This window comes from Thermococcus radiotolerans, assembly GCF_002214565.1.
GTDB lineage: Archaea > Methanobacteriota_B > Thermococci > Thermococcales > Thermococcaceae > Thermococcus > Thermococcus radiotolerans.
Window position 1 is genome coordinate 738108 of the sequence record NZ_CP015106.1, and the last position, 12197, is coordinate 750304.

The 12197-nt window shown below is 55.8% G+C and carries 13 protein-coding genes and 1 tRNA gene; 8 read left to right on the forward strand and 6 right to left on the reverse strand.

Annotated features, from left to right (window positions below):
* From A3L10_RS04020 to A3L10_RS04030, 3 genes are all read right to left on the reverse strand, one after another.
* A complete protein-coding gene (locus A3L10_RS04020) occupies nt 1-678 on the reverse strand; it encodes a TBP-interacting protein (protein ID WP_088866510.1) in 678 nt (225 codons plus the stop codon).
* 100 nt (nt 679-778) lie between these two features.
* The gene (gene uppS / locus A3L10_RS04025; RefSeq protein ID WP_088867538.1) at nt 779-1573 is read right to left on the reverse strand and encodes a polyprenyl diphosphate synthase; all 795 of its coding nucleotides are present in this window, start codon (nt 1571-1573) and stop codon (nt 779-781) included.
* A gap of 5 nt (nt 1574-1578) precedes the next feature.
* Nucleotides 1579-2103 carry a gamma carbonic anhydrase family protein gene (locus A3L10_RS04030; protein ID WP_088866511.1) on the reverse strand — a complete coding sequence of 175 codons (525 nt, stop codon included), beginning with the start codon at nt 2101-2103 and terminating at the stop codon, nt 1579-1581.
* Between the two features lie 71 nt (nt 2104-2174).
* Here A3L10_RS04030 and hjc point away from each other — a divergent pair, with 71 nt between their 5' ends.
* The 6 genes from hjc to A3L10_RS04060 all read left to right on the forward strand — a co-directional run bounded on the left by hjc (nt 2175) and on the right by A3L10_RS04060 (nt 7293).
* Complete coding sequence (gene hjc / locus A3L10_RS04035) at nt 2175-2576, forward strand: Holliday junction resolvase Hjc (RefSeq protein ID WP_088180102.1); 402 nt, start codon at nt 2175-2177, stop codon at nt 2574-2576.
* Entirely contained in the window at nt 2566-4092 is a 1527-nt protein-coding gene (locus tag A3L10_RS04040) for an Ig-like domain-containing protein (RefSeq protein WP_088866512.1), read from the forward strand. Before hjc ends, A3L10_RS04040 begins: the two co-directional genes overlap by 11 nt.
* Nucleotides 4093-4165: 73 nt before the next feature.
* Nucleotides 4166-5203, forward strand: coding sequence for a lysyl aminopeptidase (locus A3L10_RS04045; RefSeq protein ID WP_088866513.1), 1038 nt, complete (start codon nt 4166-4168; stop codon nt 5201-5203).
* 170 nt (nt 5204-5373) lie between these two features.
* Nucleotides 5374-5928, forward strand: a complete 555-nt coding sequence (locus A3L10_RS04050) for an archaemetzincin family Zn-dependent metalloprotease (RefSeq protein WP_088866514.1) — start codon at nt 5374-5376, stop codon at nt 5926-5928.
* Nucleotides 5925-6479, forward strand: coding sequence for a class IV adenylate cyclase (gene cyaB, locus A3L10_RS04055; protein ID WP_088866515.1), 555 nt, complete (start codon nt 5925-5927; stop codon nt 6477-6479). Before A3L10_RS04050 ends, cyaB begins: the two co-directional genes overlap by 4 nt.
* Nucleotides 6463-7293 (forward strand): hypothetical protein, encoded by an 831-nt coding sequence (locus A3L10_RS04060; protein WP_088866516.1) that lies wholly within the window; start codon nt 6463-6465, stop codon nt 7291-7293. The genes cyaB and A3L10_RS04060 overlap by 17 nt, the downstream gene beginning before the upstream one ends.
* Here the strand turns inward: A3L10_RS04060 and A3L10_RS04065 are convergent.
* On the reverse strand, nt 7247-8107 hold the full coding sequence (locus A3L10_RS04065; RefSeq protein ID WP_088866517.1) for an energy-coupling factor ABC transporter ATP-binding protein: 861 nt from the start codon (nt 8105-8107) through the stop codon (nt 7247-7249). The genes A3L10_RS04060 and A3L10_RS04065 overlap by 47 nt on opposite strands.
* Complete coding sequence (locus A3L10_RS04070; protein WP_088866518.1) at nt 8104-9585, reverse strand: TrkH family potassium uptake protein; 1482 nt, start codon at nt 9583-9585, stop codon at nt 8104-8106. Before A3L10_RS04070 ends, A3L10_RS04065 begins: the two co-directional genes overlap by 4 nt.
* Nucleotides 9586-9684: 99 nt before the next feature.
* On the opposite strand from A3L10_RS04070, the gene map reads away from it, so the two are divergent.
* On the forward strand, nt 9685-10572 hold the full coding sequence (gene map / locus A3L10_RS04075) for a type II methionyl aminopeptidase (RefSeq protein ID WP_088866519.1): 888 nt from the start codon (nt 9685-9687) through the stop codon (nt 10570-10572).
* A 224-nt stretch (nt 10573-10796) separates the two neighbouring features.
* On the opposite strand, the gene A3L10_RS04080 is transcribed toward map, so the two are convergent.
* Nucleotides 10797-10882, reverse strand: a tRNA-Ser gene (locus A3L10_RS04080).
* A gap of 136 nt (nt 10883-11018) precedes the next feature.
* Here A3L10_RS04080 and A3L10_RS04085 point away from each other — a divergent pair.
* Nucleotides 11019-12194, forward strand: coding sequence for a CBS domain-containing protein (locus A3L10_RS04085; protein WP_088180093.1), 1176 nt, complete (start codon nt 11019-11021; stop codon nt 12192-12194).
* Nucleotides 12195-12197: the final 3 nt, after the last annotated feature.

Below are 12197 nucleotides of genomic sequence, written 5' to 3' on the forward strand. Positions count from 1 at the left end.
TCATGCCCCTCTCATACCAGCCATTATCTCGTTGAGGAAGTCCCTGCCTTCATCGCTGAACTCCTTCATGGGAACCTCCTTGCCGTACTTGTCGTAGACCTTGCCGTCCCTGAAGTTTATCTCAAAGACCTCGTAGCGCTCCTCGCTCTTCTCGTGGTGCTTTATGCCGTGCCCCTTGAGGTGCCTCTCGAGGCTCTCGACGTCAACGTACTTCCCGCACTTCTCGCATTTGTAGAACTGCCAGAAGATGTAATCCTGGCCGGCGAGCATGTTGTTCTTGATGTGGTTGATGAAGGCCCCTCCGAGGTACTCGTAGAAGTCCTCCTGGATGAGGTTATCCCCGTCCTCGACGACCTTGAAGCCGCTCCAGACTATGTGGTCGTTTATGTCCGCGAGGGTCGCCTTAAGGTAGCGGTAGGTCAGTATGAAGACGCCATTGTGGACGAAGAAAACGCTCTTGTCGGGTATGGCGATTATCCTGATTCCCTCGCCGCTCCCGTTTTCGGCCATCTTCTCGGCATGCTCCCTGTTGTCAGCGACCTCTATCGTGACCCGGACGTTGCTCTTCTTGTGAAGTCCGATTATCTTTCCACCGTTTATCTCCCAGTGATAGTCATCCAGATATCTCACCTGGGCATAGACCTTCTTGATTCTCGGGCTCAGCTCACCGTAGGCCATTAATCACCACCGTGAGAAAATCGCCCCCAACGTTAATAAGCTTTAGCGGAAAATTTTAAAAAGGGTCGTTCCGGCAGTGGCTGGCTCCGATGATGGAAAGCTACCTTCCAAAGCGCCTCTGCCTCTTCTGGTACTCGCGAATGATTCTGAGGAAGTCTATCTTCCTGAACTCGGGGAAGTAAACGTCAACGAAGAAAAGCTCGCTGTAGGCGATTTGATACAGGAGGAAGTTGCTTATCCTCTCCTCCCCACCGGTTCTTATAACGATGTCCGGGTCGGGCATGTTCGGATAGTACAGGTACTCCTTTATGAGGTCCTCATCAACGTCCTCAGGCTTTACCTTTCCGGCCAAGGCGTCCCTCACTATGTCCCTCACGGCGTCGGCTATCTCGCTCCTCCCCCCGTAGGCGAGGGCTATGTTGAGGGTGTAGTTGCTGTACTTCCTCGTGGCTTTCTCGGCCTCCTCAGCGGCTTTCCTGACGTTTTCGGGCAGGAGCTCCCTCCTCCCCAGGACGTTCACCCGGATCCCGTACTTGTGAACCCTCTCGTCCTCGAGGAGCTCCTTGAACTTCTCCTCGAAGAGGTTCATGAGGGCGTTTACCTCCTCGGGGGTTCTCTTGAAGTTCTCGGTGGAGAAGGCGTAAACGGTGAGCGTCCTTATGCCGAGCTCGCGGCACCACTCGAGTATCTCCTCAAGCTTCTGGGAGCCGAAGAGGTGCCCGTACCACGGGGGTTTCTCCAGCTTCCGCGCCCATCTCCTGTTCCCGTCCATTATGATGGCCACATGCTTTGGGATGCGGCCCCCCTTAACCTTGTCCAGAAGGTAGCCTTCGTAGACATCGTAAACGGGCTTGAATAAAATGTGGGGAACGTGGGAAAGGAGACGGGAAATCATGACCATCACTCAATCTTCTTCCTGCTGGAGAGGTGCATCTCGGCAAGCTCTATGTAAATCTCGGCGTTCTTCTTGGTCCACTCGATTTCCTCCTCGCTGAGCTGCCTGACGACCTTGCCGGGAACGCCGACGACTAGGCTGTAGTCCGGTATCTCCTTGCCGGGCGGAACGAGCGCCCCAGCGCCGATTACGACGTGCTTGCCTATCTTGGCCCCGTCGAGTATGACGGCACCCATTCCGATGATGGTGTAGTCGCCTATCTCCGCACCGTGAACGACGGCGTTGTGACCGATGGTGACGTACTTGCCTATTACCGTGGGCTGTCCGTGGGAGGTGTGTATGCTGACGTTATCCTGGACGTTCGAACCTTCGCCCACGTAAATCTGCTCTATGTCCCCCCTCAGAACCGCCGACGGCCAGACACTTGTCTTCGCCTCGAGGACGACATCGCCTATGACCGAGGCGGTCTCATCGATGAAAGCGGTCTCGTGAATTTTAGGCTTCTTTCCGGCCAACTCATAAATCGCCATGTCCATCACCGGCCTTAACTCCTCGACATAGCTTATAAACCTAACCGGACAATATAGGATGAGGGAGTGCAATGAAGTACAGAAGGGGTGCCAGCGCTGAAAGGGAGCTTATAAAGATGCTCGAAAAGGCCGGTTTCGCGGTGGTGCGCTCCGCTGGGAGCAAGAAGGTTGACATCGTGGCCGGCAACGGAAAGGTCCACCTCTGCATAGAGGTGAAGAGCACCAGGAGCGAGAGGCTATACTTCAGCAGTGAGGATTACGAGAAGCTCGTCTCCTTTGCCGGAAAGTTCGGGGCAAAGCCTGTTATAGCGGTCAAGTTCGTGAACAACGGCTGGCGCTTCTTCCTCCCGGAGAGCCTCGAAAAAAGTGGCAAAAACTATAAGGTGGGCCTGCAAACAAAGAACTATCTTACCTTCGACGAAGTTATCGGGAGGCAGAGGTCCCTCGAAGGGGTGGTAAAGGGTGAAGTTTAAGGGCATGCTGCTGATAATCCTGCTGGTTCCGATTCTTCTTCCGCACGTGAGCGCCCAGTCACCGCTCGTAATAGTCCCGCTCAACGATGAGTTCACGGGTGTTCCAGGGGACACTATAATAATCCCGTTCCAGCTCAGAAACCTGGGGAATCAGACTGTGTCGAACGTCACGGTGTACGTTACTGGCCCAACTGAGGGCTTTCTCTACGGGAGCAAGGTAATAAGGGAACCCATAGGCCCAAACGAAACGATTCAGGACACAATCTCCGTCAAAATACTCAACCTTGACCCCGGAAGGTACAACCTGACCCTCGTGGCGAGGGTCGGCTCCAGCTACTCCGAGGCCCAGATAACTGTCAGCGTTAAAACCCTCGTGGACTACGCACTCAGCATTGACGTCAACGACGAGTACACCTACGGCAGCAACGTCACTGTGAGACTGAAGATGACCTCCCAGGCGAACGGCGTTATCATAGGCCGGCTTGGGTACACGCTCACCCGCGATGGCAACGTTCTGGAAACGTTCGTCACCACGATATACCTCCGGCCGGGTGAGAGCTGGATAAAGGACGTAAAGCTCACGACGCCCAGGGTCGGCGATTACTCCGTGTACTTCTGGGCAAACTTCAGCGGGAGGTTCAAGAGCAAGACGACAACGTTCCGGGTGTACCAGAGAAACCTGAGGTACGATGCATACTTCAAGGACGGGGCCATATACGTCCACGTTTACGACGAGAACGGTCAGGGCGTTCCGGACATCTCCGTGAAGATAAACGGGATACCCTTCAAAACCGACGACGAAGGAACCGTTTCGTACCTCGTGGACAAGCCGGGAACCTACGAGGTCATCCTGAACCTCGACGGAAAGATAGTGACGACCTTCGTTGAGGTTAGAAAGCTATTCCTAAGCGCCGCCCAGGAGAACGAGACGCTCCTCGTGAGGGTCGTGGATTCCACAGGAAAACCCGTCTCCAACATAACGGTCACCGCCTCTGGGCCCCTCGGCAAGGACTACTCGACCACGAACGCCTCCGGCCTGGCTGAGGTTGACCTCAAAAAGATCGGCTACGGGACGATAATGCTCCGCGCGGAGAGCAGCAGGTACATAGGCGGCGAGGCCAGCGTGAAGGTAACGCAGCCGGTCACTCCAACCCCGACACCAACGACGACCACGACGCCCCCACTGACCACTACCACCACCCCGACAAAGCCTCCGAGGAACTACGGCCCGCTGGCGGCCATACTCCTGATTGCTGGCGTAATCCTGGCCGGAACCTCGTATGTGGCATTCTTCAGACCGATAGTCCAGGAGGAGATGCTCGACAGGTACTACTTCGTCAAGGTGAAGGCGCCCAGGCTGAAGGGCGTTGATAACTTCAGGTTCGAGAAGGGCGTCAACGCAATAGAGGTCAAGGCAACCAAGGGCAAGGCCGAGATAGGTGACGGAACCGTTGTGTGGGAGATCGACCATCTGGAGCCGGAGGAGGAGGCCTACCTGCAGGTCATCCTCGGCTGAATCCCTTTTCTTTCGTAAACCTTATTAACACGGGCGGATACATTCAGATGGAAATCTAAAGGAGGCGAAAGCCATGGTGGACATTGAACTGCTCAGGAAAATTGTGGAGGCGCCGGGAGTTTCCGGCTACGAGTTCCTTGGAATAAGGGACGTCGTTTTTGAGGCCCTGAAGGACCACGTGGACGAGATATACGTTGACAAGCTCGGCAACGTCATCGCCCACAAGAAGGGCAACGGGCCGAGGATAATGATCGCGGCCCACATGGACAAGATAGGCGTCATGGTCAACCACATAGACAAGGAGGGCTACCTCCACGTAGTCTCCGTTGGAGGCGTTGACCCCAGAACCCTAGTCGCCCAGAGGATAAGGTTCTTCACCGAGAAGGGCGAGCGCTACGGCGTCGTCGGCCACATACCGCCGCACCTCCAGAAGCCGGAGGACAGGAAGAAGGCCGCCGACTGGGACACCATCGTTGTGGACGTCGGCGCTGACAGCAAGGAGGAAGCCGAAGAGATGGGCTTCCGCGTTGGAACCGTCGGTGAGTTCGCTCCAGCGTTCGTCCAGCTCAACGAGAACAGGATTGCGACGCCATACCTCGACGACCGCGTTTGCCTCTACGCCATGATAGAGGCCGCTAGGGCCATTGAGAGCCACGAGGCGGACATCTACTTCGTTGCCTCCGTGCAGGAGGAGGTCGGCCTGAGGGGCGCTAGAGTTGCCAGCTACGCCATAGACCCCGAGATAGGCATAGCCATGGACGTCACCTTCGCCAAGCAGGTCGGCGACAAGGGCAAGATAGTTCCGAAGCTCGGCGGCGGCCCGGTCATGGACGTCGGTCCAAACATCAACCCCAAGGTTCGCGCCTTTGCCGACGAGGTTGCCAGGAAGTACGGCATAGAGCTCCAAGTCGAGGCCAGCCCGAGGCCGACCGGAACCGACGCCAACATAATGCAGATCAACCGCGAGGGCGTTGCGACGGCCGTTCTCAGCATACCGATACGCTACATGCACAGCCAGGTCGAGACCGCCGACTTGAGGGACATAGACAAGACCATCGAGTTCGCCAAGCACTTCCTCGAGGAGCTTCGCGAGATGGATCTCACCCCGTGAGGTCTCTTCTCTTCTTCCTTTGGAAAGGTTTATCTCCCCCAAGGCGAATTAGATAACGGTGGAAGGCGTGAGGGCAGAGCCTATACCGGGCCGATTCCCGCCTTCGATTGGGGGTTCCCGCAGTCCGTACACGCGCCGGGTGAAGCCCGAGCTTAGGAGGGGAGCCGGGGATGATACTCCTCGTACCCATCGGAAGGATTGATGGGCGGGTGATTGAGGCGGTGAGGGAGTTCGTCGGTTCTTACTACACCTCCCTAGGCCTCCCCGTCGCGGTGAGTGATGCCCTTCCCGAGGACCTGTTCTCCGACGCTTACAACCCCCTGAGACGCCAGTACCTTGGGAGGAGGTTCCTGCCCGCGCTCTCCGAAGTGGGAAGGAAGAGGAGAGCGCGCGCCGTCCTCGGGATAACCAATCTCGACCTCTACGAGGAGGGATTGAACTTCATTTTTGGACTCGCACATTCTGGACTCGGGGCGGCGGTTATCTCGACGTTCAGGCTCAGGCCAGAATTCTACGGAGAGGCCCCGGACGAGAGGCTCTTCGTCGAGAGGACAATCAAGGAAGCCATGCACGAGCTGGGGCACGTTTTTGGCCTGGGACACTGCCCTGATGAGCGGTGCGTCATGCACTTCTCAAACTCCATAGTTGACACGGACATCAAGGAACCCGTTTACTGTCCCCCCTGTCTCAGGAGGCTTAAGAAAAACTTGGAGGTTGGGTTATGATAGAGATTGAGGTTAAGGGGTACGCGAACGAGGCAGTGTTTGAGCGCGTTAGGGAGAACTTCAAGCTGATACGAAAGGAGTATCACGAGGACACCTACTTCAGGCATCCGTGCAGGGATTTCGCCGAAACCGATGAGGCCCTCAGGATAAGGATAAGACGCTTCAACGGGCACTTCGAGGCGTTCCTCACTTACAAGGGGCCAAAGATAGACCAGAACTCGAAAACCCGAATGGAGATAGAGGTCCCGATAAGCGACCCCGACAAGCACACGGAGATACTCAGAAACCTGGGTTTCGAGGAGGTTCTCACCATAGAGAAGACCCGGGAAAAGTACTACGTGGACAAGGGTATCATAATAGACCTCGACGAGGTGAACGGTCTCGGAAAGTTCATTGAGATCGAGGCCCTAGCCGAGGGAGAAGAGGTCGTCGAGGAAACGGTAAAGATACTCCGTGAGATTCTGGAGTCCCTGGGAGTCGAGAGGTTCGAGAGACGCTCTTACCTGGAGCTAATGCTCGAAAGGGAGGTGGAGCATGGGGAGGCTGGATGAGTTCTTCAAGTCACTGGGCGAGAAAAGGAGAAAGAGGTCAGAGCTGGATGTTCTCGAGGAGATAGAGGGCCTCATCGGGATAGGAGAAATCGAGCAGGCGGTTGAATTAGTCGGGGAGATTGAGGGCGAATCCAACAGGTTTCTGGCCCTGAGGATGATTCTGCGCTCGATTATGGAAAGATTAACTGAGTTGAAGCGCTCAGAGGGCGAAGCGGATACGGGATTCGAAAACATGAGGGAAACGGTCAAGACCCTGATACCCCTCGTTAATTCCCTCATCAATCCTCGCTACAGGGCCATACTCCTCGGAGACCTGGCGGTTCTATTCTACCACCTCAACGATGAACTCAACGGCGACATAGCCCTTCGAACCGCGATAAACCTTGCCAAGGAGAGTGCCGACATAATTCGGGACATTCTCATGGGACTCGTGAACGCGGGCCTGCTGAGGAAGGCGGGCTACGCCATGAAGATGGTCCGCGAGCCGGAGAAGCTCGACGTCGTGCTCGTGCACCTGGCGGAGATGTTCTACCGCGCTGGCGACGTCCAGAGGGCAAAGTTGATAATCGAGCACATCTCCAACCCGTTCCACAGGGCAATGGCGCTCTACTACCTCGCCGAGGTGGAGGGGGAGCGGAACAGGGAGGGGGCACTGAAGATACTGGACGCGGCATTCAAGATTGCAGATAAGGTGGAAGACCCCGACGCCAGATTCGAGCTCATGCTCAAGCTCTACGACCTCAAATACGCTCTCCTTGGGAAGGCGCTCACACTGGAGGATATCCTATCCCGGAGAGAAGCTCCTCCTCAGTGATGGCCGGTCCCTTCAACATACCCCTCTTCCTGAGCTCGTGGGATATCTCGAGGCTTGGAGGGAGCTTCACACCTAGTCTCTTCAGCGTCTCGGCCTCCTCGGCTATCTCCCTGGGGGTTCCCTCCAGGACAATTTCTCCGCCCGCCATGACCAGCACCCGGTCGGCGAAACGGAGGATGTAGTCGGTGTGATGCTCGACCAGAACCACCGTGATGCCGTGCTCCTTCCGGAGGAGGGAAACGAGTCCCAGGACTTCCTTCCGTCCGACGGGGTCAAGCTGGGACGTCGGTTCGTCCAGAACAAGCACGGCCGGCTCCATGGCCAGAACCGCCGCTATGGCCAGCCTCTGCTGCTGTCCCCCGCTCAGGTTGGGCGGAAACTCGTTCTCAAGTCCCCTCAGTCCGGTTACCTCCAGCGCCCACCGGAGTCTTCTGAGTATCTCGTTTCTATCGAATCCCAGATTTTCAAGACCGAAGGCTATCTCCTCCTCGACGGTCATGTTGAAGAGTTGGCTCTCGGGATTCTGGAGGACAAGGCCGACGAGCGTTGAGAGCTTCGCCACGGGTGTTTCCTTGGTGTTGTACTTCTCCCCGGTCTCCGGGTCCCTGACTATGACATCGCCTGAGAACTCACCCTTTATCGAGTTGGGAATCACGCCGTTGAGGGTCAGACAGAGCGTGGACTTTCCGCTTCCGCTCGGCCCGATTATTCCGAGGAGCTCCCCCTGCCTAACCTTAAAGCTCACGTTCTTCAGCGAGTACTCCCTCGCTCGCCTGTACCTGAAACTGAGGTCCTCCACGCTTATGACGTTCATCTCCTCGTCACCACCCTCGGGGCGAGGAGGAATACGCTTATGATGAACACTAGGGTCGAGAATATCTCCAGCCTTCCAATCCACATGTGAAGGATGAGGAGGATTTTGAGGTCAACCGGCAGTGTGGGGGAGGTTATGCCGATGCTGAGACCAACGTTGCCCTGGGCGGAGGCGACCTCGAAGAAAGAATCCGTCAGGCTCGTGCCGAGGCGGAGCATCGTGTAGAGCGTGCCTATGAGAAGGAAGGCGAAGTACGTCATCGTGAAGCTCATGACCTCCTGAATGTCCTCCTCGCTGAACAGATAGTTGCCCACCTTCCTCTTGATGACTGCACCCTTGGGCAGTATGGCGCTCTGGAGGGTCCACTTGAGGCTTTCGTACATCAATATGACACGTATGAGCTTTATACCACCCGCGGTGCTTCCGGCGCCGCCGCCGATGACCATAAGGATGCCTAGTATGAACTTGCCCAGCTCCGGATACTTGCTCAGGTCAGCGATTCCAAATCCGGTACAGGTTATTGCCGAAACTGCGTGGAAAACCGCCTGTCTGAGGGCGTCGCCTATGCCATCTCCGAGCTGGGTGAGGCTGAGGGCTATCACGGCTATCGCGGGGAACAGGAATATGAACATGTACTTGACCTGAACGTCCTCGAAGAAGGGCTTGAGGTGCCTGTCCCTGAAGAGTCTGTAGTGAACCGTGAAGTTGACGGCACCCATTATCATGAGGAATATCGTGACGGCCTCTATGGAGGTGCTGTTGAAGTAGCCGATGCTCAGGTCGTGGCTACTCATACCACCGGTTCCAAGACCGGTCATGGAGTGTATGACGGCATCAAAGAGGGGCATGCCGTTGATGTAGTAGAGGTAAACGCCAACCAATGTGAGAACCAGGTATATCTGGAAGATGACCTTTGATGTGTTCACCAGGTTGGGGACTATCCTCTCGCTCCTCGCCTCGGCGCGGTAGAGCCTGGCCGCCGCAACGCCGGGGCGGATGAGAACCGTCAGCGCGACCAGCACGATACCGATTCCGCCGAGCCACTGCATCCACGAGCGCCAGAAGAGGAGTATATGGGGGTAGCTCTCAAGGTGACTCATCATGGTGAGGCCCGTTCCGGTCCACGCGCTCATGCTCTCAAAGTAGGAATCCACGAAGGGCATGTCAGCTATGTAGATGAACGGTATGACGCTTATGAACGATGCGAAGAGCCAGGTGAAGGCGGCCGAGACCATAGCCTGTCTGAGGTTGACGTCCTCAACCTTTCCCATGTGCCTCGCGAGCCACGCGCCGAGCAGAATGGAGAACACTCCAGGGAGGGCAAAGTACACAACGTAATTGATTTCATCGGGGTAGAACCACACCAGCAACACGGGGAAGAGGTACGCCAGCCCCACACCCTGCAGGATTGCCCCGATGAGATTCTTAACCACGAAGATGTCGTCAGAGATGTTGATGTACTTTCTGAGCTCTAGCATGGGCCCACCGTAGAGGTAGGGTCTGCATTAAATAAAAGGTTTTTCCCGGAGTGGAAAGGTTTAAGGGGTAATAGGGCCTTCTTATGGCGGTGATAGAAAGTGGACGAGAGAGAGGCACTCATAAAGGCAGGGGAGATAGCACGCCAAGTGAAGAAGGAAGTTGTCGACATGATAAAGCCCGGGGCAAAGCTCTACGACATCGCGGAGTTCGTGGAGAGGCGCATAGTCGAACTCGGTGGAAAGCCCGCCTTCCCGTGCAATCTATCGATAAACGAAATCGCTGCCCACTACACGCCGTACAAGGGCGACGATAGCGTCCTCAAGGAAGGGGACTACCTCAAAGTCGACCTCGGCGTTCACGTGGACGGATACATAGCGGACACCGCCGTAACGTTCAGGGTGGGGATGGAAGAGGACGACCTGATGGCCGCCTCCAAGGAAGCACTTGAGAACGCCATAAGCGTGATACGCGCGGGTGTCAAAATAAGCGAGATTGGAAAGGCAATAGAGGAGACCATACGCGGTTACGGCTTCAATCCAATAGTCAATCTCAGCGGTCACAAAATAGAGCGCTACAAGCTCCACGCCGGTATAAGCATCCCGAACATATACCGCCCCAACGACAGCTACGTCCTCAAGGAGGGGGACGTCATCGCGATAGAGCCCTTCGCGACCACTGGTGCCGGGCAGGTCATAGAAGTTCCACCGGCGCTCATATTCATGCACATCCGCGACAGGCCGGTGAGGATGGCCCAGGCCAGGAGGCTTCTCATGCACATAAAGAGGGAGTACAACGGCCTCCCCTTCGCCTACCGCTGGCTCCAGGGCTTCATGCCGGAGGGTCAGCTCAAGCTCGCCCTGGCTCAGCTTGACAGGGCCGGAGCGATTTACAGCTACCAGATACTGAGGGAGGTTCGCGGCGGCCTGGTGAGCCAGTTCGAGCACACGGTTATAGTGGAAAAGGACGGGGCGTACATAACGACCTGAGCAAGCTTTTAGAAAAAGCTTGAGCAAAAGTCAAAATTCCGTAAAATATGAACGAGAGAGTTGCATCTCCTTTTCAATTTTAGCGGTAAGTTTGGGGTTTTATTCAAACACGCCGGCTTGACTGAGGTTTCACTCATTTCAACGTCCAAAGGACGTTCTACACAAGGGAAACACAATAAGAAGTATGAAAATTTGGGGAGCAACCCCCCAAGGGGCTCGGCAGTTGGCGCCGGGGCAGGGATTTGAACCCTGGTGCGCAACGCGCACGGGATCTCGAGTCCCGCGCCTTCCCAGGCTAGGCTACCCCGGCGCGATGGAGAGTTCTCGCGGGAGTTTTATAAATCTTTCCGCGAAAGATTTATTAACCTGAGTTAACTAAAAGCTCTCGGTTGCAAAAGTTTAAATTATCGGCCGCCCTAATAATAAGTGAAAAGGAGGTGGCAGAAATGGTCGGTATTCTTGTGCAGGAGGTTATGACCGACAGGTTCCAGAAAATAGACATCGACGCCCCGCTTTCTGAGGCGATCGGAATTTTTGAGAAGGAAGACCCTGACCTTATTCTGGTCTTCGACGGAAACCTGTACAAGGGAGTCCTGACCCAGGACCTGATAGTACGCTCCCACCTCAAGTGGGACCCAACCAAAGCCAAGGTTAGGGACGTCTACAAGACCGCTCCGGTTATCAAGCCGGATGAGGACCTTAGCAAGGCCGCCAAGCTCATGATTGAGGTTGACCTGCGCTCCCTCCCGGTTGGGGAGAGCAAGGCTGAAATCATTGGAGTTATAAGCGATATGGAGCTCCTCAACAGGATCGTTAAGGAGGAGTTCGGGGAAAAGAAAGTCGAAGACTTCATGACGAAGGACGTTATAACCCTGAAGCCCGACGACACTGTTGCAAAGGCGCTCGCAACAATGCGCGACCACGCGATCTCAAGGATACCCGTGGTCAACGAGGAGGGAAGGCTCGAAGGCCTTGTTACCCTGCACGACCTGATAATAAGGTTCATCAAGCCCCGCTTCAAGGCCCAGTACGGAGAGGTCGCCGGTGAAAAGATACCTCCCTTCAGCATGCAGCTCCGCGACGTGATGATAAGGGGTGTTATAACCATACCCGCCGAGGCAACGCTGAGGGACGCCGTCAAGACGATGATGGACAACGACATAGACGGACTGGTTGTCGTTGACGAGGGCAACAGGGTCAGGGGAATCCTCACCGTCAAGGACATGCTCCTGCCAATCTCAAGGATGGTTGAGAAGGAGGTCCGCTTCTACCTCCAGCTTGGCGGAGATGCGGATGTACTCAGCGACTTCACGAGGGAGAGGATAATTGAGGACGTGAGGCGCTTCGTTGACGGCTACGAAGACCTCCTTGGCCAGGAAGGCATAATCTACCTCTACATCAGGCGCTTCAACGAGCGCTTCAGGGGAGTGCACCTCTACCAGGCCAGAATGCGTGTCGTCACCGACAGGGGGGTGTTCATAGCAACCGGAGAAACATGGGGTGCGATACAGGCAGTCCACGACGCACTCAGGGCCATCGAGAGACAGCTCCTCCAGAAGGCGGAGCTTGAAAAGGACACCCACTACTACAAGCGCTTCCTTGAGAAGATGGGACTCGATTGAGGG

Excerpts from the sequence above, each read along its gene's own strand:
- A3L10_RS04020 (WP_088866510.1), bottom strand. The coding sequence starts at position 678 with ATGGCCTACGGTGAGCTGAGCCCGAGAATCAAGAAGGTCTATGCCCAG.
- uppS (WP_088867538.1), bottom strand. The coding sequence starts at position 1,573 with ATGATTTCCCGTCTCCTTTCCCACGTTCCCCACATTTTATTCAAGCCC.
- A3L10_RS04030 (WP_088866511.1), bottom strand. The coding sequence starts at position 2,103 with ATGGCGATTTATGAGTTGGCCGGAAAGAAGCCTAAAATTCACGAGACC.
- hjc (WP_088180102.1), top strand. The coding sequence starts at position 2,175 with ATGAAGTACAGAAGGGGTGCCAGCGCTGAAAGGGAGCTTATAAAGATG.
- A3L10_RS04045 (WP_088866513.1), top strand. The coding sequence starts at position 4,166 with ATGGTGGACATTGAACTGCTCAGGAAAATTGTGGAGGCGCCGGGAGTT.
- A3L10_RS04050 (WP_088866514.1), top strand. The coding sequence starts at position 5,374 with ATGATACTCCTCGTACCCATCGGAAGGATTGATGGGCGGGTGATTGAG.
- cyaB (WP_088866515.1), top strand. The coding sequence starts at position 5,925 with ATGATAGAGATTGAGGTTAAGGGGTACGCGAACGAGGCAGTGTTTGAG.
- A3L10_RS04060 (WP_088866516.1), top strand. The coding sequence starts at position 6,463 with ATGGGGAGGCTGGATGAGTTCTTCAAGTCACTGGGCGAGAAAAGGAGA.
- A3L10_RS04065 (WP_088866517.1), bottom strand. The coding sequence starts at position 8,107 with ATGAACGTCATAAGCGTGGAGGACCTCAGTTTCAGGTACAGGCGAGCG.
- A3L10_RS04070 (WP_088866518.1), bottom strand. The coding sequence starts at position 9,585 with ATGCTAGAGCTCAGAAAGTACATCAACATCTCTGACGACATCTTCGTG.
- A3L10_RS04085 (WP_088180093.1), top strand. The coding sequence starts at position 11,019 with ATGGTCGGTATTCTTGTGCAGGAGGTTATGACCGACAGGTTCCAGAAA.